General features: G+C 46.6%; 23 protein-coding genes and 1 pseudogene. 7 read left to right on the top strand and 17 right to left on the bottom strand.

The window, feature by feature from the left end; translation table 11 throughout:
• Positions 1–69: 69 nt before the first annotated feature.
• Entirely contained in the window at positions 70–2,055 is a 1,986-nt protein-coding gene (locus J7E26_RS16790; protein WP_214803599.1) for a methyl-accepting chemotaxis protein, read from the bottom strand.
• A gap of 140 nt (positions 2,056–2,195) precedes the next feature.
• Between J7E26_RS16790 and J7E26_RS16795 the strand changes: the two genes are divergently transcribed.
• Positions 2,196–2,933: a protein-glutamine gamma-glutamyltransferase gene (locus tag J7E26_RS16795; protein ID WP_214803596.1), complete on the top strand. Its 738-nt coding sequence runs from the start codon at positions 2,196–2,198 to the stop codon at positions 2,931–2,933.
• Between the two features lie 17 nt (positions 2,934–2,950).
• Here J7E26_RS16795 and J7E26_RS16800 read toward each other — a convergent pair whose 3' ends face one another.
• The 7 genes from J7E26_RS16800 to J7E26_RS16830 all read right to left on the bottom strand — a co-directional run bounded on the left by J7E26_RS16800 (position 2,951) and on the right by J7E26_RS16830 (position 9,044).
• Positions 2,951–3,202: a hypothetical protein gene (locus J7E26_RS16800; RefSeq protein WP_214814420.1), complete on the bottom strand. Its 252-nt coding sequence runs from the start codon at positions 3,200–3,202 to the stop codon at positions 2,951–2,953.
• A gap of 23 nt (positions 3,203–3,225) precedes the next feature.
• The gene (locus J7E26_RS16805; RefSeq protein ID WP_214803591.1) at positions 3,226–4,257 is read right to left on the bottom strand and encodes a nitronate monooxygenase; all 1,032 of its coding nucleotides are present in this window, start codon (positions 4,255–4,257) and stop codon (positions 3,226–3,228) included.
• Positions 4,250–4,672: a secondary thiamine-phosphate synthase enzyme YjbQ gene (locus J7E26_RS16810; protein WP_214803588.1), complete on the bottom strand. Its 423-nt coding sequence runs from the start codon at positions 4,670–4,672 to the stop codon at positions 4,250–4,252. The genes J7E26_RS16805 and J7E26_RS16810 overlap by 8 nt, the downstream gene beginning before the upstream one ends.
• Before the next feature lie 96 nt (positions 4,673–4,768).
• Positions 4,769–6,451: a glycoside hydrolase family 13 protein gene (locus tag J7E26_RS16815; protein ID WP_214803585.1), complete on the bottom strand. Its 1,683-nt coding sequence runs from the start codon at positions 6,449–6,451 to the stop codon at positions 4,769–4,771.
• Positions 6,452–6,727: 276 nt separating this feature from the next.
• Positions 6,728–8,017, bottom strand: a complete 1,290-nt coding sequence (locus J7E26_RS16820; protein ID WP_214803581.1) for a hemolysin family protein — start codon at positions 8,015–8,017, stop codon at positions 6,728–6,730.
• A gap of 42 nt (positions 8,018–8,059) precedes the next feature.
• Positions 8,060–8,737, bottom strand: a complete 678-nt coding sequence (locus tag J7E26_RS16825; RefSeq protein WP_214803578.1) for a zinc metallopeptidase — start codon at positions 8,735–8,737, stop codon at positions 8,060–8,062.
• Positions 8,738–8,780: 43 nt separating this feature from the next.
• On the bottom strand, positions 8,781–9,044 hold the full coding sequence (locus J7E26_RS16830) for a YuzI family membrane protein (RefSeq protein ID WP_214803575.1): 264 nt from the start codon (positions 9,042–9,044) through the stop codon (positions 8,781–8,783).
• A gap of 125 nt (positions 9,045–9,169) precedes the next feature.
• On the opposite strand from J7E26_RS16830, the gene J7E26_RS16835 reads away from it, so the two are divergent.
• Both J7E26_RS16835 and J7E26_RS16840 read left to right on the top strand, forming a co-directional pair.
• Entirely contained in the window at positions 9,170–9,424 is a 255-nt protein-coding gene (locus J7E26_RS16835) for a protein mistic (protein ID WP_214803572.1), read from the top strand.
• Positions 9,421–10,407: a potassium channel family protein gene (locus tag J7E26_RS16840; protein ID WP_214803570.1), complete on the top strand. Its 987-nt coding sequence runs from the start codon at positions 9,421–9,423 to the stop codon at positions 10,405–10,407. Before J7E26_RS16835 ends, J7E26_RS16840 begins: the two co-directional genes overlap by 4 nt.
• Here the strand turns inward: J7E26_RS16840 and J7E26_RS16845 are convergent.
• The 5 genes from J7E26_RS16845 to J7E26_RS16865 form a co-directional block, all read right to left on the bottom strand.
• On the bottom strand, positions 10,404–10,808 hold the full coding sequence (locus J7E26_RS16845; protein WP_214803567.1) for a YugN-like family protein: 405 nt from the start codon (positions 10,806–10,808) through the stop codon (positions 10,404–10,406). The two genes, J7E26_RS16840 and J7E26_RS16845, sit on opposite strands and share 4 nt — an antisense overlap.
• A gap of 22 nt (positions 10,809–10,830) precedes the next feature.
• Positions 10,831–11,202 carry a transporter gene (locus tag J7E26_RS16850; RefSeq protein WP_214803564.1) on the bottom strand — a complete coding sequence of 124 codons (372 nt, stop codon included), beginning with the start codon at positions 11,200–11,202 and terminating at the stop codon, positions 10,831–10,833.
• Between the two features lie 67 nt (positions 11,203–11,269).
• The gene (locus tag J7E26_RS16855; protein WP_214803561.1) at positions 11,270–12,622 is read right to left on the bottom strand and encodes a glucose-6-phosphate isomerase; all 1,353 of its coding nucleotides are present in this window, start codon (positions 12,620–12,622) and stop codon (positions 11,270–11,272) included.
• A 127-nt stretch (positions 12,623–12,749) separates the two neighbouring features.
• Entirely contained in the window at positions 12,750–13,922 is a 1,173-nt protein-coding gene (locus tag J7E26_RS16860; RefSeq protein WP_214803558.1) for an iron-containing alcohol dehydrogenase, read from the bottom strand.
• A gap of 83 nt (positions 13,923–14,005) precedes the next feature.
• Positions 14,006–15,169, bottom strand: coding sequence for an iron-containing alcohol dehydrogenase (locus J7E26_RS16865; RefSeq protein ID WP_214803556.1), 1,164 nt, complete (start codon positions 15,167–15,169; stop codon positions 14,006–14,008).
• 135 nt (positions 15,170–15,304) lie between these two features.
• On the opposite strand from J7E26_RS16865, the gene J7E26_RS16870 reads away from it, so the two are divergent.
• Positions 15,305–15,541, top strand: a complete 237-nt coding sequence (locus J7E26_RS16870; protein ID WP_214803554.1) for a DUF378 domain-containing protein — start codon at positions 15,305–15,307, stop codon at positions 15,539–15,541.
• Between the two features lie 45 nt (positions 15,542–15,586).
• On the opposite strand, the gene yugI is transcribed toward J7E26_RS16870, so the two are convergent.
• The 3 genes from yugI to J7E26_RS16885 all read right to left on the bottom strand — a co-directional run bounded on the left by yugI (position 15,587) and on the right by J7E26_RS16885 (position 17,847).
• Positions 15,587–15,979 carry a S1 domain-containing post-transcriptional regulator GSP13 gene (gene yugI / locus J7E26_RS16875; RefSeq protein WP_214803551.1) on the bottom strand — a complete coding sequence of 131 codons (393 nt, stop codon included), beginning with the start codon at positions 15,977–15,979 and terminating at the stop codon, positions 15,587–15,589.
• Positions 15,980–16,176: 197 nt separating this feature from the next.
• Positions 16,177–17,346: an aminotransferase gene (locus J7E26_RS16880; protein WP_214803548.1), complete on the bottom strand. Its 1,170-nt coding sequence runs from the start codon at positions 17,344–17,346 to the stop codon at positions 16,177–16,179.
• Complete coding sequence (locus J7E26_RS16885; protein ID WP_061522342.1) at positions 17,347–17,847, bottom strand: Lrp/AsnC family transcriptional regulator; 501 nt, start codon at positions 17,845–17,847, stop codon at positions 17,347–17,349.
• A 151-nt stretch (positions 17,848–17,998) separates the two neighbouring features.
• Here J7E26_RS16885 and J7E26_RS16890 point away from each other — a divergent pair, with 151 nt between their 5' ends.
• Positions 17,999–18,820 carry an alpha/beta fold hydrolase gene (locus tag J7E26_RS16890; RefSeq protein ID WP_214803545.1) on the top strand — a complete coding sequence of 274 codons (822 nt, stop codon included), beginning with the start codon at positions 17,999–18,001 and terminating at the stop codon, positions 18,818–18,820.
• Positions 18,821–18,845: 25 nt separating this feature from the next.
• On the opposite strand, the gene J7E26_RS16895 is transcribed toward J7E26_RS16890, so the two are convergent.
• Positions 18,846–19,106: a DUF1871 family protein gene (locus J7E26_RS16895; RefSeq protein WP_214803542.1), complete on the bottom strand. Its 261-nt coding sequence runs from the start codon at positions 19,104–19,106 to the stop codon at positions 18,846–18,848.
• 86 nt (positions 19,107–19,192) lie between these two features.
• Between J7E26_RS16895 and J7E26_RS16900 the strand changes: the two genes are divergently transcribed.
• Entirely contained in the window at positions 19,193–20,356 is a 1,164-nt protein-coding gene (locus J7E26_RS16900; protein ID WP_214814422.1) for a MalY/PatB family protein, read from the top strand.
• 112 nt (positions 20,357–20,468) lie between these two features.
• A pseudogene (locus J7E26_RS16905) lies at positions 20,469–21,754 on the top strand (ATP-binding protein).
• The last annotated feature ends 13 nt before the right edge of the window (positions 21,755–21,767 follow it).

The raw sequence follows: 21,767 nt of genomic DNA on the forward strand, positions 1-21,767 counted from the left end.
ACTTTTTAATCAATTTCATTCGTCATCATCTAAAAAAGACGCTTTCCGGTTGGAAAGCGTCCTTTTGTGCTAATTGATTTTAAATTGTTTTGTTAATTCCCGCAGCTCTTCGGCCATTTGAGCCAAAGTGTCGGCGGAGGTGCTGATTTCTTCCATGGAAGCAAGCTGTTCTTCGGCTGATGCCGCAATATCCTGAATGCTTGCGGCGCTTTCTCTCGAAACGTCCGCAATATCAGTAACAGCGGCTGAGACGTGCTGAGAGCTGTCTGAAAGCTGCTCAACCGTACTGTTCATGGATTGAAGCTTTTCGGCGATTTCGTTTGTCATGCCGAAGATGTTTTGGAAGCTTTCTTTCGTACGGTCCGTCACGGCAAGTCCTGATTGAACTTCTTCGTTTACCGAGGTAAACATGTGAAGAGATGTATCAATTTCGGACGTGATTTCTTGGATCAGTTTTTCAATTTCTTTTGCAGAGCCGGCGGATTGGACGGCCAGTTTGCGCACTTCTTCCGCGACAACGGAAAAGCCTCTTCCGTATTCTCCCGCTCTGGCAGCCTCAATGGCGGCGTTTAAAGCTAGCAGGTTTGTCTGATCGGCAATGCCGTTAATAACTCTTAAAATATGTGTGATGTCTTTTGATTTTGCCTCAAGGCCCTTGACGACGGCTTCCGCCTGCTGGACGGATTGGTTGATGAGGTTCATCTGACCGACCGTTTTCTGTACGTACGTCTCCCCGGTTCCGGCAATTTCCGTCGATTGTTTAGATGCTTCGGTAATAGCCGATGATGTCTGGGACACGGCAGCGAGTCCGTCATTTATATGATTCAGTTTCGCTGAGCTTGATTCGACTTTTTCGCTCTGCTCCTCGTTGCCGTTTGAAAACTGTTCAATCGCCATTGTAATATGCTCCGTTGCTTTGCTTGTTTGCGAAGCTGATGCGGTCAGCTGTTCTGATGATGCCGCCACGTTGTCGACTGAGCTTTGGATTCCGCTGATGAGCCCCCGCAATGATTCCCCCATCTCATTAAAACTCGCCCCGAGTTCGCCCAGTTCATCTTTCGAACGGATATCAATCGTTTCTGTCAGGTCTCCGCCGCTGATTCGTTTAGACGAGCGGACAAGCCGTTTCAGCGGTGTCGTAATTGATCTGACAATCAATAAGATTAATATGCCCCCGATCATAACGGACGCGCCAAGCACGATCATCCCCATCGTAAGCACCGGCTTTGATGCGTCTTTAATTTCGGCCAGCTCCATCGATCCCGCTATTTTCCAGCCGGTCAGCTTATTTGTCGTAAACGCCATTTTTTTATCCTGATTATCGAGCTTGTATGAAATGATACCGCTGTTATTGCTATATACCTCGTTTACCCACGGGGTTGAGACCTTATCACCCGGCTTATGGTCTTTATGCGCGACATAGGTTTTATTTTTAGAGACGATAAACACGAATCCTTTTTGGCCGATTTTAATTTCCTGCATTTGTTTCAGCAGCTGGTCAATCGTAATATCCATGGCCACAACGCCGGTCCCGTCCTGCAGCTGCTTCGCCACGGTTACGACCATGCTGCCGTCGTTCGCGGCTACGTATGGGTCGGTGACAACAAGCGCGCCGCCTGCCTTCACAGCGTCTTTATACCATGCACGGGTTCTCGGATCATAGCCGGCCGGCAGGTTTTCCTTCGGTGCTTGTGTGTAACTGCCGTCTTCCGTTCCTCCGTAAATACGGGCTGCGTCTCTATGTATTGACGTGTATTGCCCGAATTTCCCTTCAAGCTCGGATTTATTTTTCTTTGTGAATGACGAAGTCTTTAAGGTCTCACTGAAAAATTCAATCGCCTTCGCCTTTGCCCCTATATCATTTGTGATGGTTGTATTAAAAGAGTCGATGTTATTTTTTGCGTTGCTTGAAATTTGCTCATCCAGCGAGCTGCTCGCTGTATGATATGAGCTGAATTCTAAAATGAGAATCGGTATGATTAAGATCACGATAAATGAAATGATTAATTTTCGTGAGATTGATGCTTTTGTACACCAATTGATGAAATTCTTCATATTATGCTGCTCCCTCTTATGTGATACCTTATATATCGGCTCACCTCTCACATTTTGTAATCGTTTTATCCTGTTTTATGACTTATTTTCATTGCCCAAGCCTCTTGCATATCTTATAAAAAAAGAGAGGGGGCGTTTCTATGATTATCATATCCGGGCAAACGCTGCGGCCCCAAGACATCGCAAACTGGCAGACCGAAGAGAGTCTGCTTCCATATTTAAACGAATTGAACGCTTCGCCCGTACAATTTGATTACGGGTCAATCGCTGAGCTGATGTTTGAAGTACAGTTGCGGCGCAATATCGTGCAGGCCGCCAAAGAATTGAACGGCTCCGGCGCAAAATTCGCGACCTTCGCTAAAACATATGGAAATACGGCATTTTGGAGAGTGACGCCAGAGGGAGCCTTGGAGCTGAAATATAGAATCCCCGCTTCAAAAGCCATTCGGGATATTATTGAAAACGGAGCGTTTTATGCGTTTGAATGCGCTACCGCGATTGTTGTCATTTATTATTCAGCTGTATTAAAAACAGTCGGAGCCGAAAGATTTGATACCCGTTTCGAGAAGATCACCCTGTATGACTGGCACTATGAACATCTGCCGATCTATACGGAAACCGGCCATCACTTTTTGCTGGGCGACTGTTTATATTTTAAAAATCCGGATTTTAACCCGCAAAAGGCGCAGTGGAGAGGAGAAAACGTGATTGTATTGGGGAAAGATCAATATTTTGCCCATGGCCTCGGAATTTTGACCGCTGAGCAAATTATCCAAAAGCTGAATTCTTTAAGAAAAAAAGACGCCGTGCAGTCGGCTTATCTCCTTTCTCAGGCTACAAGGCTTGATGCGCCTGCACTGTATCAAATCATGCATTAAAACCATCCCATCGTCTGTCATTGTGACGATGGGATGTGAAATGCTTTTCTTTTCCGGTAAAAAGCGGTTGTGCCGAGCGTCTGGTTCGCCGCCCATTCGAACTTTTCTAAATCATGGCGTGTGACGGCTCTGTCCCGGCTGCTCCACTTGATGGTTCGCACAAAGTAATACCCCTTGATCGGCGCCATGGTGACTTTGGAATAAGGAAAATCTTCAAATACAAATTCAATATATCCTCTTTTTTTATAGAACATTTGAAGAATCTTCATGCAAAAATCACCTCAAATCTTTTTTAAGACCGGCACAAATCGCGCAAAACGGTTTTTACATCGGTCGGTCCCTTCAGCATCCCTGCCGACTGGCCCGCCCATAAAGACATATAATCCGCATCTTCGGATTGTAACGCGTGCCCGCGCATCGGTTTTGTCAGCGTGTTATGCAGCGGGTAAGGAAGCGTATTCCCTTCATCCGCTTCATATGTTTTCATAAACTGATTGACGATTCCCCTCGCCTGTTTTCCGGAAAACAGTGAGGTCAGCCGCGTGTCAGCCCCTTCCGCCCCGGCAATGGCCTGTTTGTAAGCCGGAGAGGCGCTGCTTTCTTCACAAAGGAGAAACGGTGTGCCGACTTGAACGCCGTCAGCGCCCAAACACCTGGCTGCCTGAACGCCGCGATGATCAAAAATGCCGCCTGCCGCAATAACAGGAACGGACAGCGCATCGGCAGCCTGCGGAATCAGCGCCATAAGGCCGAGGGCGGGTTCTCCTTTTGCCGTCAGAAACGACCCGCGATGCCCGCCCGCTTCAACCCCTTGCAATACGACGGCGTCCATTCCCCGTTTTTCAAGGGCAGCCGCTTCCTCTGGTGTTGTGGCCGTTCCGAAAAGGAAGCAACCGCTGTCCTTCAGCTTTTGAACCGTTTCTTCCGGCGGCAGGCCGAAGGTAAATGAGCACGCTTTTACCCGGAAGCGGATAAGCAGCTCAACTTTCTCCTCAAAATCCTTCCAATCCTCTTCTAGTGTGGAGAATGGCTGAGCCTCATCGGCCATCGGGATGTTCGCCTTCCATTTTTCAAACACGCCTTCCTCTGGCGCCTCTCTTTCTTCAGGAACGAAAAGATTCACCTGAAAGGACCGGTTTGTTTTCTGCTGCATCGCGATGATCTGTTGCTCAAGCGATGCCGGGCTGACATATCCGGATGCGAGGCTGCCGAGCGCTCCCTCATTTGATACGGCCGAAGCCAGGCGCGGTGTGACAAGCCCTCCGGCCATCGGCGCCTGAATCACGGGCTTTGTTAATGATAATGCATTCATCCACTCACTCAACAATGTTCTCCTCCGTTTCAGCTGTTATTTTGATATAACACGTCCGGTTTCTCGGACCGTCAAATTCGCAGAAATAAATGCCCTGCCACGTACCGAGAATCAAGCGGCCGTCTTCAATGATGACATGCTGGGATGCACCGATTGTGCTAGCTTTCATATGAGCTGCCGTATTCCCCTCCATATGCCGGTCCAGCTCATGATCCCACGGATAGATCTCATCAAATCTTCTGAGCATATCTCTTTTCACATCCGGATCGGCATTTTCATTAATGGTGATGCCGGCGGTTGTATGAGGGCGGTATATAAGCGCTAAGCCGTTTTTTACTCCTGTTTCGCGGAGAAACGCCTCGGCCTCATGAGTGATGTCTATCATTTCATCCCGCTTGTTTGTTTTTATCTGCAATGTTTTCAGCATGAGAATGCTCCTTTCTTTTCCTCTTCCTTTCCCTTATTCGTTCTGTATTGTTCTTTTCCTGTCGAATGATGTCATAAACTTAATTCACAAAAAACTTCAGCCGCGGGACTGAAGTTTTACCCATACGTATACTCGTGTTTCATAAGGCTTTAAAAGGAAGGACGTCACGTGCCGATGATGTTCCGGTTCCGTGTTTGCCAAAACGAGTGAAGCGGAATCAAGCGGAAATCCCTGATGTCTGTAAAAGGCCGGAGTTTTCGTCAGATTTGTTATGATAAGCGCGGTTTCTTCGCAGCCTTTTCGCAAATAAGCGAAGATTTGCCGATCTTCCGGCAGCAGCAATTCATACCTCCCGTTGATCAACACATCATGCTCTTTTCTGAGGGCGATTAAACTTTTGTAGAAATGATAAACGGATGTTTGATCGTATATTTGCGATGCAGCATTCAGCCATGTATGGTTTGGGTTCACGCCGATCCATGGGGAAGCCGTTGAGAATCCGGCATACTCCCCGCCGTCCCATTGCATCGGTGTTCTTGAATTGTCCCGCCCTTTTTTCCAGATGGCCTTCATCACTTCTTCGTGCGGTACGCCGCGGGACGTCTCGATTTCATACAGCCGCTTTATTGCGACGTCATCATAATCGTCAATGGAAGGAAACGAGACGTTGGTCATCCCGAGTTCCTGCCCCTGATAGATAAACGGCGTGCCTTTCATCAGAAAATAAACAGCGGCGAGTGCCTTGGCGCTTTCTGCCAGAAATAACTGGTCATCGCCCCAAACGGATACGGAACGGGGCTGGTCGTGATTTTCCATAAATAGTGCGTTCCAGCCCTTTCCTTCCAGACTGTTCTGCCAACGGGACAAAATGCTTTTGAATGCCGGAATACAGATACGTTCATCTGCATCTGTATCCCACAGGCCGAGATGTTCAAATTGAAAAATCATGTCAAAGACGCCGGATTCTTCACCTGCCCAGTCAGCCGCTTCCTCGGCACTTACGCCGTTTGCCTCTCCGACCGTCATGATCGGATAGCGTGAAAATGTTTCTTGCTTCAGTTCTGTTAACATTTCCATAATCCCATCCGCATTCATATGATACGGGAAGGAAGGGACGTAAGGGAGTCCGCCGGGATTCGGCAGATCGGGGAGTCCTGCTTTTTTCTTAATGTGGGAAATGGCGTCCACCCGAAAGCCGTCTATTCCTTTATCAAGCCACCAGCGGACAACCTCATAAACGGCTTGCCTCATATTTTGGTTTTCCCAATTCAAATCCGGCTGTTTTTTGTCAAACAGGTGAAGGTAATATTGGTCTGTTTTCTCATCGTATTGCCACGCTGAACCGCCGAAAATGCTTTCCCAGTTGTTCGGCTCTTTGCCGTTTTTTCCGTCTTTCCAAATGTACCAGTCCCGTTTGTGTGAATCTTTGTCCGAGCATGATTCAATGAACCACGGGTGTTCATCGCTTGTATGGTTTACGACAAGGTCTATGATCAGCTTCATGCCGAGGTCATGGATGCCGGCGAGCAGCTGATCGAAATCCTCCATTGTCCCGAATTCACTTAAGATTTGTTTGTAATCGCGAATATCGTAGCCGTTATCTGCCCCGGGCGAGTCGAAAACGGGACAAAGCCAAATCACGTCCGCCCCTAAGCCTTTTATGTAATGAAGTTTTGACCTGATCCCGTTTATATCGCCGATTCCGTCGCCATTTGAATCCATAAAGCTGCGGGGATAGATTTGATATACAACCGCTGTTTTCCACCAAGCCGTTTTCATACAGCCACTCCTTTCTTTATACAATATGAAGAAGCAAGCGAAAGAAGCATATATTTCAGAAAAAAAGCCTCTTGCAGCCGGCAAGAAGACTTATATGTTATTTAACTTGAGCGCTCCATTCCGAAAAAAGAATATCAAACAGCATAACCGGATTGATTTGATGAATGCGGTGTTTTTCATTTCATGCACGTATACCAGTTACATTATATAAAAGGAGTATGTTTGCACAGCGCTTCGCCCTTATCCTCCCGCATAAAAAAGCCGCGTGAAGGCGGCTTAGTAGTCTGTTTTTTTAATTTCGACAAAGCGGATATGATGATCCTCTGCTTCAAGCACCTTGAATTCGCAGCCTTCGGCATGAAATACATCTCCGTTTTCCAGCTCCATTTTTTGCGTCAGCAGCCAGCCCGCAATCGTGTCGATATCCTCATTATCGATCGCGATATCAAGCAGGTCGTTCACTTCGTCTATCAGCGCCTTCCCGTCCATCACATAATGGTGTTCGCCTTTTTTGACGATATGCGGCATTTCATCCTGGTCATATTCATCCCGAATCTCACCGACGATTTCCTCCAAAATATCTTCGACGGTGACAAGTCCAGCAGTGCCGCCGTATTCATCGACGAGTATGGCCATATGAATCCGCTCCTTCTGCATACGTATAAGAAGCTCTTGTACAGGAATGCTTTCAATAACCCTGATGACCGGGCGCATAATTTCTTTTAATTCAATGGAACGTCCGAGGAAATACGCCTTAAATAAGTCCTTATTGTTAATAATGCCGAGAATATGGTCTTTATCTTCCTTGATGACCGGATAACGTGTATAGCGTTCATTGATAATCAAATGAATGGCTTCATCAACCGATTGATCAAGCGAAATGGCGGCGATTTCGGTACGCGGAACCATGATTTCCCGCGCGACCCGATTATCGAATTCAAATATTTTATTGACGTATCGGAATTCTGACTGATTGATTTGTCCTTTTTTATAGCTTTCGGACAAAATCAACCGTAATTCCTCCTCACTGACAACAACTTCATGTTCTTTGACCGAGTGAAAGCCGAACAGCTTGACCAAAAAACCGGCCGAGCCGTTTAACAGCTTGATAAACGGATACATCACTTTATAAAAAAGAATAAGCGGTTTGGCCGTCCTTAAACTGACGGCTTCAGCTTTTTGAATCGATATCGTTTTCGGCGCAAGCTCGCCAATAACGACATGCAGGTACGTAACGGTGATAAATGCAGCAATGAAGGTGACGACGTGCGTAATGGATTCCGGCATGCCGATCAGATGAAAAACAGGATGAAGAATCCGCTGAATTGTCGGTTCTCCGAGCCAGCCGAGTCCGAGCGCCGTAATCGTAATACCGAGCTGGCACGCTGATAAATATTCGTCCAAATTAGAGATGACCCTATGGGCGGCAAGCGCCCGGCTGTCACCGCTTTCGACCAGCTCTGAAATTTTCGAACCGCGGATTTTAACAATCGCAAATTCCGCGGCGACAAAGATGGCCGTTAATCCGATTAACAGCATAATGAGAATCAGTTTTAAAATAAGCAAAAAAACCCCTACCGCAAACGGTAAGGGGCCACCTCCTTCGTGTTAATTCTCATCACGACCATTCAAGAAGATCATCACAAAACGAAGCAGCTCGAATAATGAAACGAGCGCCGCAGCCACATACGTTAGCGCGGCGGCGTTCAGCACTTTATTCACGCCGTGTTCTTCACTGTTTCGAATGAATCCTTCTGACACGATAATCCGCTTCGCTCTCGCGCTGGCGTTGAACTCAACAGGCAGCGTGACAAGCTGAAAAAAGACGGCGGCTGAAAACAAAATAATGCCGAGTCCGATTAAATTCAAACTGCCCAAGAGCATACCGCCCAAAAAAAGCAAGGGGGCGACACCCGAGGCAAAATTGACAACCGGAAATATTTTGTGCCGCAGCACAAGCGCACCGTATGATTCCTGATGCTGCAAGGCATGTCCGACTTCATGGGAAGCGACGGAAATGGCGGAAATGGAACGCCCGTAATACACTGGTTCGGATAAACGCACCACCCGCTCCGTCGGGTCGTAATGGTCTGTTAAAGTGCCTCTCACCGGTTCAACCGGCACATCATATAAACCGTTTATATCAAGAATCCGTCTTGCCGTTTCGGCCCCCGTCCGCTGACTTGAGGCTTCCACATCTGAGTATTTTTGAAAATTACTTTTCACTTTAAATTGTGCCCAAAACGATAAACCCAATGCGGCAAAAGTTAAAATTATAAACAGCATATTATCCTCTTCCTTTTTTCTTATCATACTTTCTGCTTATACATTATTCTAAAGAATGTTCCCTATCCTGTACAGAAATCCGCTTCTTTTTTCTGACAGGAATCAAGCCTCCCGCCAGTATAAAAAAGACGCCGGCCAGCCCTAAATAAAACGGAAGCGACCCTATCACGCTCTTCACAAAAACAGGCCATGAAAAATCATCGGACATGTGGTTATATGCATTCAATTCAAAAATTAGAAGCACGGCCGCCGAAGCGAGCAGCTGCGCTCCGGCCAGCGCTGCTGCGGTCTTTTCAATGACTGTCATCTGCCCCACCCTTTTCGGTCCGCTTTCTATAGCATATGAAAAAAAACGGATGAATATGTTTTCACCGATTTTCGAAAGACAAACTGGGACATACTGTATAAAAAAAGACACAGGTGTGATACATCATGAAAGTGACAAACGGAGAGAAAGAGCAGCTGAGCACTGCCATAGACCGCATGAATGAGGGGCTTGACGTCTTCATCCAGCTTTATAATGAATCTGAAATCGACGAGCCTCTCATTCAATTTGAAGATGAAACTGCCGAACTCGTGAAACAGGCGCGTCATTTATACGGCCAAGAAAAGCTGAACGAAAAATTAAACGCCATTATTAAACAAATTTTATCCATTTCGCTGTCGGAAGAAGAGCAGGACGAATGAAGTCGAACCGCGTTCTCATTTCTTGGCTGCGATGGCCGCTGTATATCCGTATCGGATTGATCATTATTGCCTTGATTTTATTGTTCGGACAGTTGATTTACATATTGGAGCCGAAGCAGTTTCCATCTGTTTTTGAAGGGATTTGGTGGGCGGTCATCACGGTATCCACGGTCGGCTATGGAGATTATGTCCCGAAAACTCCTCTCGGAAAGATCGCCGGTATGGTGCTTGTGTTAACCGGCGCGAGTTTTGTGACCGCGTATTTCGCCACGCTTGCCACAGCCGCATTCAGAAAGCAGCACCGCTATGTGGAAGGGAAGGTCGCCTTTAAAGGCCGGGAGCACATGATTATTATCGGGTGGAACGAGAAGTCCAATATGCTGCTGGAGGAGCTCCAGCGGGCAGCGCCGTCAAAAACTGTCGTATTGATTGACGATTCATTACGAGAGGGCCCTCTCATTGAAAATGTCCATTTTATTCGCGGCCATGCAGCTGATGACAGCACATTGAAAAGGGCCAATATTGCCGCCGCGGATACCGTCATCCTGACAGCCGACCAGGAAAAAAATGAAGCGGAGGCTGATATGCTTTCCGTATTAACGCTGCTCGCCATCAAGGGGCTGAACCCGTCCGTTTACTGCATCACGGAGATTCTGACGGAACGGTATGTAAAAAATGCAGAGCGCGCCGGAGCCAACAAAATCATCGGCACGTCACGCCTTTTAAGCCGGGTGATGTTTGAGCATTATCGGGTGAAGCTGCAGCTGGCTGAGCCGCAAACGCTGTCTGATTTGACGTTGGAGAAAAAGGTCCGCATCATTCCCGTTCCTGATGATCTAAAGGATAAGTCCTATCATGACTGTGTGCTCTATTTTCTCAAACGGAATACGACGATTATCGGCATTCAAAAAGAGGAGGGGCCGATGCTTACCCCTCCTCTTTCATATCAAGTGCTCAGTTCAGATTTATTTTTGGCGCTTTAATGCAAAAGAACGTCTTCCAGCTCTTTAACGAGCGATACGCCGATATCTGCATATGAACGGTCAATTTCCGCATCGCGTCTTTCCGGCTCAGAAAATTGCTGGAATAACGATTCAAAAACACCGCCGCCGGCAAAGTCATCCGTATGTTTCTGATACACATGCCGCAGCAAAAAAGGCGTGCCGATTGTGACGGCGGCGCCACGCTCATCAAGCCGGCCCTTATTTGCTTCAACGGGGATTCGCAAAAATAAATAACCGTGATTATCGTCAATCTTGTAATCGAAGAAACCCCGTTCGTACTCCCAGCCGCCGCCGATTACATACCCCATCGGTTTCATGACCTGTTCCAGTTCGCGGAGTAAAAAAGATTGGCCCTCAAGTGAAGATGGTATGCTGGTCATGGTTCACATGCTCCTTTTTTCTTTATCGTCCCCGCTCCGCTCCATCTTCATACGGCTTAGGGGCAGAATCCGGCGGGACGGCCGTATCACTAGAACGCGCCATAAAGGAAATCGCGCATTCGATTAGAAAATACGTAAAGAGAGCCGCCAAAGAGTCTGCTTGCGCGCTTGATGAGAAAAAGAAAACGGCGGAATACAAACCGAGCTTCGTCATAAGAGATTGCATACGGCCCAGCTTCAGCTTCAGCCGAACCGCATCTGTAAAGAGGCCAAGGGGAAAGGCGAGCAAAAGGATGGTCTGCAAGAAGATAGCGGGAGAGGGACTTATAACCAGATAGAAAACGGCGGCAGAACAGACGGAAATGACGGCGTGCCTCCAAACATTTCGTTTCAATTCATGATCACACCCTTCACGTTTGAAAAAGGCTGACCCGTTACATTAGCGGGCCAGCCTTTAATTTTTATTTCTCGAGGCGTTTTTCAAGCTCTGCTTTTTTCTCTTCAAAACCAGGTTTGCCGAGAAGTGCGAACATATTCACCTTATACGCTTCAACACCGGGCTGGTCAAACGGATTGACGCCGAGCAAATAGCCGCTCATCGCTACGGCTTTTTCAAAGAAATACACGAGGTATCCAAATGTATATGCGTTAAGCTCCGGAATGTTGACGATTAAGTTAGGCACTTTTCCGTCCGTGTGGGCAAGCATCGTGCCTTGGAACGCTTTTTTATTGACGAAATCGACTGTTTTTCCGGCTAAGTAGTTCAGGCCGTCAAGATCATTTTCCGCTTCCTCAATCGTCAGCTCATGCTTCGGCTTTTCAACATTTAATACGGTTTCAAACAGATCCCGTCTGCCTTCTTGCACGTATTGGCCGAGTGAGTGAAGATCAGTTGAGAAATTAGCGGAAGAAGGGTAAATGCCTTTTTCGTCTTTTCCTTCACTTTCACCGAAGAGCTGCTTCCACCATTCCGCAAAATATTGCAGCGCCGGTTCATAGTTGATCAGCATCTCAATGGTTCTGCCTTTATTGTAAAGGACATTGCGGACGACGGCGTATTGGTAAGCGGCATTCTCTTCTAATTCTGAGCTTGAGAAGTCTTTGCTCGCATCAAAAGCGCCTTTCATCATCTCATCAATATCAGCTCCGCTGACTGCAATCGGCAGAAGACCTACCGCAGTAAGAACGGAGAAACGGCCGCCTACATCATCAGGAATCACAAATGATTCGAAGCCTTCTTCATTAGAAAGCGTCTTTAAAGCGCCGCGCTCTTTATCAGTTGTCGCATAAATCCGCGCTTTCGCTTCTTCTTTCCCGTATTTTTCTTCAAGCAGCTTGCGGAAAATACGGAAAGCGATTGCAGGTTCTGTTGTCGTTCCTGACTTAGAAATCACATTAATGGAGAAATCCGCGTCTTCAAGCAGATCCATAACATCCTTCATATAAGTCGAGCTGATATTGTTGCCGATGAAGATGACTTGCGGATTTTTGCGTTTGTCTTTCGGCAGGATATTATAAAAAGAGTGGTTAAGCGCTTCAATTGCAGCACGGGCGCCCAAATATGAACCGCCGATTCCTACGACGAGAAGCACGTCCGAGTCTGACTTGATTTTTTCAGCGGCTTTTTTGATGCGCGCGAATTCATCTTTATCGTAATGTTCAGGAAGGTCCACCCAGCCTAAAAAGTCGCTTCCTGCGCCTGTTTTTTCATGGATATTATGGTGTGCCGTTTTTACGAAATCACGTACATATGTAAGTTCATGTTCATTGAAAAAAGGTAACGCGCTTGAGTAATCAAAGCGTACATGCGTCATTTGCTTGTCCCTCCATAACGGTGAATTGTTTTCTCTATCACTTTATATGAACTTTTCCGCTAAATCAAGTCATCAAGAAGGCCGGGTGAACACGATCTCTTTCGCATTCACTCCGGCCGGGGATTTATTACAGGGACGCCTTCAAAATAGCAAGGACGTCATCTTTATTCAGCTTCCTGAAGTTGCCGAAACCGCCGTATTCCATCTCTTTAGCGGCAATATCTGCAATCAATTCAAGTTTTTCTTCGCCGATGTCATAATCCGCAAGACGGGACGGTGCGCCGAGGCTTGTCCAGAATGCGGACAGTTTGTCGATGCCCTCCAGCACAATTTCTTTATCGGTTTTGCCTTCTGTTTCAATGTCAAACATGTTCAGCATGAGCGCTTTGAAACGGCCGACATTTTGGTCAATGGTGTATCTCATCCAGTTCGGGAAGAGAATCGCCAGGCCGCCTGCGTGCGGAATATCATAAACCGCTGACACGGCGTGTTCCATCGTATGAGATGCCCAGTCGCCGAAGTAGCCCATTTGCAGGGTGCCGTTTAAAGCGATTGTTCCAGCGTATAAAATCGTTTCACGGTGTTTGTAGTTCTCCAGGTCTTCAAGCACCTTCGGAGCTGTTTCGATGACCGTCTGGAGTACAGCAAAACACATTCTGTCTTGCAGCGGTGTGTTTTCAACATTGTGGAAATACTGTTCAAATACGTGGCTCATCATGTCCACCATGCCGTATACCGTTTGATTTTCGGGAACGCTGAACGTATTCTCCGGATCTAAAATAGAAAAACGGGGATGAGTGACATCGCTGCCCCATACGAATTTTTCGTTTGTTTCCCAATTGGTGATCACGGAATCGGGGTTCATTTCTGAGCCGGTTGCCGCGAGCGTCAGCACCGTGCCGAACGGCAGTGCATCTTTCGCTGTCACTTTTTTGCTGTAGATGTCCCATGCATCGCCGTCATATTTCGCTCCGGCTGCAATCGCTTTTGTACAGTCAATAACGCTTCCCCCGCCAACGGCAAGAAGAAAATCGATCTCGTGCTGTCTGCACAGTTCAATTCCTTTGTTAACCGTTGCCAGACGAGGGTTCGGTTCTACTCCTGCAAGCTCATAGACATTAGCGCCCTCTTCTTTTAATATGCCCGTTACTTGATCAAACAGGCCGTTTCGTTTAATACTGCCGCCGCCGTATACAAGCAGGACGTTTTTTCCGTATTGCTTCAGCTCTTTCTTTAATTGTTCGATTTGCCCTTTGCCGAAAATCAGCTTTGTCGGGTTATAGTACGTAAAATTCTCCATTTTTGATGACCTCCAAAAAAACGTAAGGGGATTACTATAACATAGAAAAAAAGGAGCTGCCAACTTGGCGCCCCCCTTTTTTATTACAATGATGCTTTTAAGATCGCAAGCACATCTTCTTTTTGCAGTGATTTGAACTGGCCGAAAACGCCGTTAGCCATCGCTTTATCAGCAATCGTATCCAGCTTTTCATCAGAAATGTCATAATCAGCGAGTTTGTTCGGAGCGCCGAGGCTCGTCCAGAACGCCGAAAGCTTGTCAATTCCTTCACGCGCGATTTCCTCATCTGTTTTTCCTGCTTCGTCAATATCGAAGACACGGACGGCAAGCTGCTTAAAGCGGGCAGGATTTTCTTTCAGCACGTGTCTCATCCAATTCGGGAACAGAATCGCAAGGCCCCCCGCGTGCGGAATATCATAAACCGCTGACACCGCATGCTCGATATTATGAGTCGCCCAGTCGCCTCTTGCGCCCATTGAGAGCATGCCGTTTAAGGCAATGGTGCCTGTATATAAAATGGTCTCACGCAATTCATAGTTTTCCAGATCATTGATCAGCTTAGGCGCTGTTTCAATGACTGTGCGCAGAAGAGATTCACACATCCGGTCCTGATACGGCGTGTTTGATGTGTGATGGAAATATTGTTCAAACACGTGGCTCATCATATCAACCATGCCGTAGATCGTATGGTCTTTCGGAACCGTAAACGTATTGACGGGATCAAGAATAGAAAATTTCGGATAAACAAGGGGGCTGCCCCATCCGTATTTTTCATTTGTTTCCCAGTTAGTAATAACGGATCCGGCATTCATCTCTGAACCCGTTGCCGCTAATGTCAAGACCGTTCCAAACGGAAGAGCTTCGGTTGGCTGATGTTTTTTGGTGACGATATCCCAAGCGTCGCCGTCATATTTCGCGCCTGCTGCAATGGCTTTCGTACAGTCAATGACACTTCCTCCGCCGACAGCCAGAAGGAAATCAATATTTTGTTCCTTACAGATAGCGGCACCTTTATTAACTGTTGCAACGCGCGGATTCGGTTCAACCCCAGCAAGCTCATGAACGTTAACGTCTGCTTTTTTCAGAAGCTCTGTCACCTGATCGTAAAGGCCGCTTCGCTTAATGCTTCCCCCGCCGTACACGAGCAGTACGTTTTTTCCGTATGGTTTGATTTCTTCAGGAAGCTTTTCAACTTCTCCCTTTCCGAAAATCAGCTTTGTCGGATTCCAATATGTAAAGTTCTGCATGATATCTCCTCCTTGGTCTACATTATGCAGGATGACGCTTTTTACTGTAAAGTAATCAGCTTTTTGCATGCATAGTTTCTCCAGTTTGTCACAATCTATAACTGTTTCACGAATTCATAGAGGAGGTTGTTTTACATGAGTGCTATTCAGAGAATCTGTCTCGTTTTAACGATTATCGGCGCTATTAACTGGGGACTGATCGGTTTTTTTCAATTTGATTTAGTGGCAGCCATCTTCGGCGGCCAAGGATCAGCTCTGTCGCGGATTATTTACGGTCTGGTCGGCATCGCCGGATTAATCAATCTCGGCCTGCTGTTTAAACCGAACGAGGAAACGTCACGCGAGGAAGCAACGAAGCCTGAAATGAGATAGACATAAAAAAGCACCGAACATACATATCCGGTGCTTTTTTCGTGCTTATTTTTTGATAAGATCTTTGCGGTTTGACTGTTCAATCCACTCTTCAAGCTTATCTTTTAATGTGTTGAAACCTTGCGGAGCAGAAGCTTCTTCAGAAACATGAGCCGCTTTCGGTTTTCTTGGTTTGCTTTCTTTTCTTTCTGGCGCCGCTTGAGTCGCACGGATAGAAAGGCTGATTTTTCCTTTTTCTTCGTCAACTGCAAGTACTTTTACTTGTACTTCGTCACCGATTGAAAGGTGCTCGTTAATGTCTTTTACGAAACCGTGAGTGACTTCAGAAATGTGCACAAGTCCTTGAGTTTCTTCATCTAATGCAACAAACGCACCATACGCTTGTAATCCTGTTACTTTACCAGTGTAAACACTGCCCACTTCAAATTTTGCTGCCATTCATAACAACTCCTAAGTTAAATTAAATACAGTTTATACGCAATTTAAAATTATATCATACAAGTTTCATTTTCGCAAAGAGAACTTTTTTAAAAATGCAGGTTTAGCCGCGAAAAAAAGAGGGTATACTATGTTTACCGAAGGCTTTCTAGTATTCCCCCCCTTTATTTGGATGCGAACTGAGTTCGTATCTTTTTTTATGCTCTTTTATCGACAAACCGTTTGATTCTGACGAGCGCTTCCTGGATCTGTTCAATTGAAGTCGCATACGAACATCTGATATATCCCTCACCGCTCGGGCCAAACACGTTTCCCGGAACGACGGCTACCTTTTCCTCAATAAGAAGCTCTTCTGCGAATTGCTCTGAACTCATTCCCGTAGATTGAATTGAAGGAAACGCATAAAATGCGCCGCCCGGATGATGGCAGCTGAGACCGATTTCATTTAACGTTTCCACAATCAAATTGCGCCGTCTCCGGTAGCTTTTTTTCATTCTTTCGACATCTTCTTGGCCGTTTTTCAGCCCTTCAAGCGCAGCGTATTGCGCCATCGACGGCGCGCACATCATAGCGTGCTGATGAATTTTTAGCATCGCGTCCCTGATAACCGGCGGCGCCGCTGTGAAACCGAGCCTCCATCCAGTCATCGCAAACGCTTTGGAGAACCCGGAAATAAGGATCGTCCGTTCCTTCATATCAGCAAGAGCCCCCATACTCGTGAATTGTTCATCATACGTCAATTCGGCATAGATTTCATCGGCAATCACAATGATGTCGTGTTTTTTAGCGAAAGCTGCAATGGATTCAAGCTCTTCTTTCGTATAGACAGAACCCGTCGGATTAGACGGCGAGCAAAGCAGCACAGCCTTTGTTTTTTCTGTTAATGCCGCTTTAAAATCATGAGCGGACGCTTTAAAGCCTTTATCAGCCGTTGTATGAATCGGTACCGGTATTCCTCCCGTCAGCGTTACAAGTGATTCATAAGCCACAAAACACGGTTCAGGAATTAATATTTCCTCTCCCGGATTCATAATGGCGCGAATGGCGAGATCAAGCGCCTGGCTGGCTCCTACGGTAACGATCAGTTCATGGTCCGGAGAATAATAAAGGCCGAACCGCTGCTCCAAATAACGGCTGATTTCTTCCCTTAATTCATATAGTCCCGCATTGGCCGTATAAGCCGTGTAGCCCTGTTCCAAAGAAAGAATACTCGCTTCCCTGACGTTCCAGGCCGTTACAAAATCAGGCTCTCCGACGCCTAAAGAGATGACGCCTTCCATCGTAGCCGCCAAATCAAAAAACTTGCGGATGCCTGACGGTTTAATTTGCTGCACATAATCAGATAAATAAGAAGTCTTCGTTTCCATTTACGGAGACACCACGATTCTTTTGTCATCGTCTCCTGTTTCGAAGACTTTGCCGTCATGCTTGTATTTTTTCAGGATAAAGTGGGTTGTCGTAGAGACGACAGAATCAAGCGCAGACAGCTTTTCCGATACGAAACGCGCCACGTCTGACATGGTGTTGCCGCGAATGACGACAGAGAGATCGTACACCCCTGACATCAGGTAAACGGATTCGACTTCCTGGAACCGGTAAATCCGTTCGGCCACCTCGTCAAAACCGACATTTCGTTTCGGCGTCACCTTTACATCAATCATAGCCGTCACGCCCTCAAGGCCGTCGACTTTGCGCCAGTCGATCATAGCGGCATAATCAATGATGACTTTTTCCTTTTCAAGCTTATCAATAATACTTTTTACTTCATCGGCCGGGATGTCCGCCATTTTTGCAATCGTTTCCGCATCAACTCGGCTGTTTTCGTCTAAAATTTCTAATATTTCTGTTTCTTTTTCGGTCAGCTTCATATGTTTCACACCTTTGCATTATCAAAAATCTTCATGACATTATATCACGATTTTCGACAAATGCTAAGAAAAACACGGAGAAAACCTAAGCTAAAATATGACAAACATAAAAGCACGGCTGTCACTGACAGAAAGGATGGCGAAAACCCTCATGGAAGCTGTTTCACCAATCAAACGGCTCGGAATTCACGGAGTTGAATTATATTACGAGCACTATGAAAATCCCGGCAAACAAACGCTCGTCTGCGTCCACGGCTTTTTATCTTCCGCCTTCAGCTTCAGAAAGCTGATACCAATGCTTCGGAAGCAATATGAGATTATCGCAGTCGATTTGCCTCCTTTCGGCCAATCGGAAAAATCGCGTACTTTCATATATACGTACACGAATCTCGCTAAGCTCTTGATCGGCCTTTTGGAAAAGCTGAACATCAGCAAAGCGGCCCTCATCGGTCATTCAATGGGAGGTCAGATTTGCTTATCGGCTGCTCTGTTAAAGCCCGGGCTTTTTTCCAAAGTCGTTCTGCTATGCAGCTCCGGTTATTTAAAGCGTTCGCATCCGTCGATCATTTTCGGAACGCACCTTCCTTGCTTTCATCTTTATATTAAGTATTGGCTTTCAAAAGAAGGTGTGCTGAAAAACCTGCTGAATGTGGTGCACGATCAGACACTTATCGACCAGGAAATGATTGACGGATATGAAAAACCATTTACAGACCGCCGCATTTTTAAAGCCATGACAAGATTCATCAGGCACAGGGAGGGCGACTTGCAGCCTGACGAATTGAGAAGGATAGAAAAGCCCGCATTGTTAATATGGGGAGAAGAAGACCGCGTCGTTCCGTTCTCAGTGGGGGAACGGCTTCATCGCGATCTGCCGGATTCGATCCTGTATTCTCTTAAGGAAACCGGGCATCTTGTGCCTGAAGAACGGCCGGAATTCGTCTCCGAACGCATTTTGGAATTTATTGATTAAAAAAAAACCGGCGCTATGCCGGTTTTTAAGGGGTGCAGGAGCTGCTTTCTTTTACGAGCAAAAGCTTTTCAGCCGTCTGAAGACAGCTTGCAATCGGAAGCTTTTGTTCAAAAGAAGCCTCGAAGATGTCCTGAATGGCTTCAGCCAGTTCATCGGCACGGTCTTTATCATAGACGGCCTGCACGACATCGACGGCCTCCGTCTCATAAAATTCTTCTCCATATTGAAACGGGTCCCACTTGGCAATGATTTTTATCATTTCCATGACCGCTTGGCTTTCTTCCATATTCATCACCGCTTATAATAAAGTTTGCAAGTCTATTTTATCATAGATACGCTCTGAAAAATAATTATACTACAGGAGTGACATACATGAACTTTGACCTTCGAGAAAACCGCCTTGGCACAAAATCGGTGAAATGGGACAAGGCGGAGGCGTTATTCGGCGTATCCGACGCTCTGCCGATGTGGGTGGCCGATATGGATTTTCGCGCTCCCGAAGCGATAACCGAGGCTTTAAAAGAACGCCTTGACCACGGCATATTCGGTTACACGTCTCCTGACACAAATACGAAAGAAGCCGTCGCTTCATGGTTTGAAACACGGCACGGCTTCCGGCCCGATCCCTTAAGCATTACGTTCAGCCCCGGGGTTGTAACGGCGATCAGCATGGCCATACAAGCCTTTACTGAACCGGGCGATCCGGTTTTGATCCAATCACCGGTCTATACGCCTTTTTATCAAATGACAAAGGAAAATGAACGGCAGGTTTTACATAATCCTTTACGGGAGGAAAACGGAATCTATCATATGGACTTTGAGGATCTTGAGAAAAAACTGAGCGATCCCGGGGTCAAGCTGATGATTCTCTGCAACCCCCACAACCCATCGGGCAGATCATGGAGCCGGGACGAGCTTCTCCAGCTCGGTACGCTGTGCGCCGCTCATGACGTCACCGTTGTTTCTGATGAAATTCATTCCGATTTGATGCTGTACGGCAGGAAGCATACGCCTTTTGCTTCTCTTTCTGAGGAATTTGCGCGGATTTCCATCACTTGTGCCGCGCCAAGCAAGACGTTTAATATTGCCGGCATCCAGGCGTCGGCGATCATCATTCCGGACCGGTATAAACGCGCGACATTTTCCAGCGTTATGCATCGGAACGGAATTTCCGACCTCAACGCGTTCGCCGTTGCAGCAATTGAAGCGGCTTATACAAAGGGCGGCCCTTGGCTTGACGCGCTGCTGCCTTATCTTGAGCGGAATATTGATATGGTTCAGACCTTTTTACGGGACGAATTGCCGCAGGTCCGTATGATGAAGCCCGATGCTTCTTATTTAATATGGATGGATTTCAGCCGATGCGGACTGTCAGACGCGGAGCTCAAAGAAAGAATGCTGAAAAAAGGGAAAATCATTTTAGAGCCGGGAACAAAATACGGTCCGGGCGGCGAAGGTTTTATGAGGCTGAATGTCGGCTGTTCGGCAGCCACTGTAAAAGAGGGCCTTTCAAGAATCAAAGCCGCTTTAGCGTAATACAGATGGAGAACGCCCTTATCAATAGAGATAAGGGCGTTCGTTTTAGAGAAATTGTATTTCCAAAGATGTTATAATGATTCATATTTTTACATGAAAGGATTTCGTATAAATGGAAATTGTAAAAGATTACTTGCTTCATTTCTCTTTTATTTTATTCCCTATTTTTCTTTATCAAGTCATCTGGCTCAGTAAACCTTCTTTACATGTGCCGAGAGCAAACCGATTGCTGGTTGCCGCATTTGCAGCCTCTTCTTCTTTATTATGTATGGTGTATCCGATACAGGAATTACCTGCCGTCCGATACGGTCTGCAGCTCATTCCCATTGTGGTTTGTCTGCTTTATGCCGGCACTGCCGCAGGACTTGCCGCAGGTGCAGCATCCATTTGTTTTCAGCTCATATTTTTCGAACCTTCTGCCCTTTTTTTCTTATCAGTGCTTCCTTTTCTCATGATAATCCTTATACGGCTCCAAACAAAATGGCCCTTTCTCTCAAAACAGAAGAAACTGCTTCTCGCGCTTACCATCGGCTGCTGGGAAATCACCTTATCAACCGCATCTCTCTTCACTTATACCGCAACAAATATTCTCAATTTTCAAAACCATATACAGTTTATTATGAGGCGGCGATATCAGTGTTTTTCCAAATCAATGCGCTTTTGCTGTGTATTTATTTGATTGAGAGCATTGATGAGAATATGTCCATGCAGGCGAGGCTGATACACTCAGAAAAATTGGCCGTCGTCAGCGAGCTTGCCGCAAGCGTGGCCCATGAAGTCCGCAATCCCCTCACGGTCGTCAAAGGTTTTGTTCAGCTGCTTTTCAGCGGCGAACACATTCAAGACAAATCAAGCGCCGGTTATCAAAAGCTCGTTCTGTCTGAACTGGACCGCGCCGAGACGATCATTACAAATTATCTTGATATGGCGAAGCAGGATGATTACGAAAAACAAATTTTTGATATTTCACTGCTGGTAAAGGAGACCGGTTCACTGATGGAGTCTTACGCGAATTTTAAATTCGTGACAGTCAATGTTCACAGCGAGCCGGACTTATATGTGTGCGGAGATGTAAAAAAACTGAAACAGGCCCTGATTAATCTGATAAAAAACAGCATTGAAGCCGTGCCGACTGAAAACGGCAGAATTGCGGTCTCCGCCCAAAAACAACAAGAGATGGTCCGCATTCAGATAACAGATAACGGAATCGGCATGTCCGATGAGGAGCTGCAAAAAATCGGCAGGCCGTATTACACCCTGAAAACGAACGGAACGGGGCTCGGGCTCACTGTGACATTCTCCATCATTGAACATCATGAAGGCTCCGTGTTATTCACAAGCGGCGAGCGTTCCGGCACAACGGCCTCTGTTCAGCTCCCGGCAGATTCTCCTCACTAGCCATTTGCATTGA

Origin of the sequence: Bacillus sp. ISL-51, assembly GCF_018613535.1 — a bacterium.
Taxonomy (GTDB): domain Bacteria; phylum Bacillota; class Bacilli; order Bacillales; family Bacillaceae; genus Bacillus.

Coding starts and splice junctions, on each gene's coding strand:
- J7E26_RS16790 (WP_214803599.1), bottom strand. CDS start 2,055: ATGAAGAATTTCATCAATTGGTGTACAAAAGCATCAATCTCACGAAAA.
- J7E26_RS16795 (WP_214803596.1), top strand. CDS start 2,196: ATGATTATCATATCCGGGCAAACGCTGCGGCCCCAAGACATCGCAAAC.
- J7E26_RS16800 (WP_214814420.1), bottom strand. CDS start 3,202: ATGAAGATTCTTCAAATGTTCTATAAAAAAAGAGGATATATTGAATTT.
- J7E26_RS16810 (WP_214803588.1), bottom strand. CDS start 4,672: ATGCTGAAAACATTGCAGATAAAAACAAACAAGCGGGATGAAATGATA.
- J7E26_RS16815 (WP_214803585.1), bottom strand. CDS start 6,451: ATGAAAACGGCTTGGTGGAAAACAGCGGTTGTATATCAAATCTATCCC.
- J7E26_RS16825 (WP_214803578.1), bottom strand. CDS start 8,737: ATGCTGTTTATAATTTTAACTTTTGCCGCATTGGGTTTATCGTTTTGG.
- J7E26_RS16830 (WP_214803575.1), bottom strand. CDS start 9,044: ATGACAGTCATTGAAAAGACCGCAGCAGCGCTGGCCGGAGCGCAGCTG.
- J7E26_RS16835 (WP_214803572.1), top strand. CDS start 9,170: ATGAAAGTGACAAACGGAGAGAAAGAGCAGCTGAGCACTGCCATAGAC.
- J7E26_RS16840 (WP_214803570.1), top strand. CDS start 9,421: ATGAAGTCGAACCGCGTTCTCATTTCTTGGCTGCGATGGCCGCTGTAT.
- J7E26_RS16845 (WP_214803567.1), bottom strand. CDS start 10,808: ATGACCAGCATACCATCTTCACTTGAGGGCCAATCTTTTTTACTCCGC.
- J7E26_RS16855 (WP_214803561.1), bottom strand. CDS start 12,622: ATGACGCATGTACGCTTTGATTACTCAAGCGCGTTACCTTTTTTCAAT.
- J7E26_RS16860 (WP_214803558.1), bottom strand. CDS start 13,922: ATGGAGAATTTTACGTACTATAACCCGACAAAGCTGATTTTCGGCAAA.
- J7E26_RS16865 (WP_214803556.1), bottom strand. CDS start 15,169: ATGCAGAACTTTACATATTGGAATCCGACAAAGCTGATTTTCGGAAAG.
- J7E26_RS16870 (WP_214803554.1), top strand. CDS start 15,305: ATGAGTGCTATTCAGAGAATCTGTCTCGTTTTAACGATTATCGGCGCT.
- yugI (WP_214803551.1), bottom strand. CDS start 15,979: ATGGCAGCAAAATTTGAAGTGGGCAGTGTTTACACTGGTAAAGTAACA.
- J7E26_RS16880 (WP_214803548.1), bottom strand. CDS start 17,346: ATGGAAACGAAGACTTCTTATTTATCTGATTATGTGCAGCAAATTAAA.
- J7E26_RS16885 (WP_061522342.1), bottom strand. CDS start 17,847: ATGAAGCTGACCGAAAAAGAAACAGAAATATTAGAAATTTTAGACGAA.
- J7E26_RS16890 (WP_214803545.1), top strand. CDS start 17,999: ATGGAAGCTGTTTCACCAATCAAACGGCTCGGAATTCACGGAGTTGAA.
- J7E26_RS16895 (WP_214803542.1), bottom strand. CDS start 19,106: ATGGAAGAAAGCCAAGCGGTCATGGAAATGATAAAAATCATTGCCAAG.
- J7E26_RS16900 (WP_214814422.1), top strand. CDS start 19,193: ATGAACTTTGACCTTCGAGAAAACCGCCTTGGCACAAAATCGGTGAAA.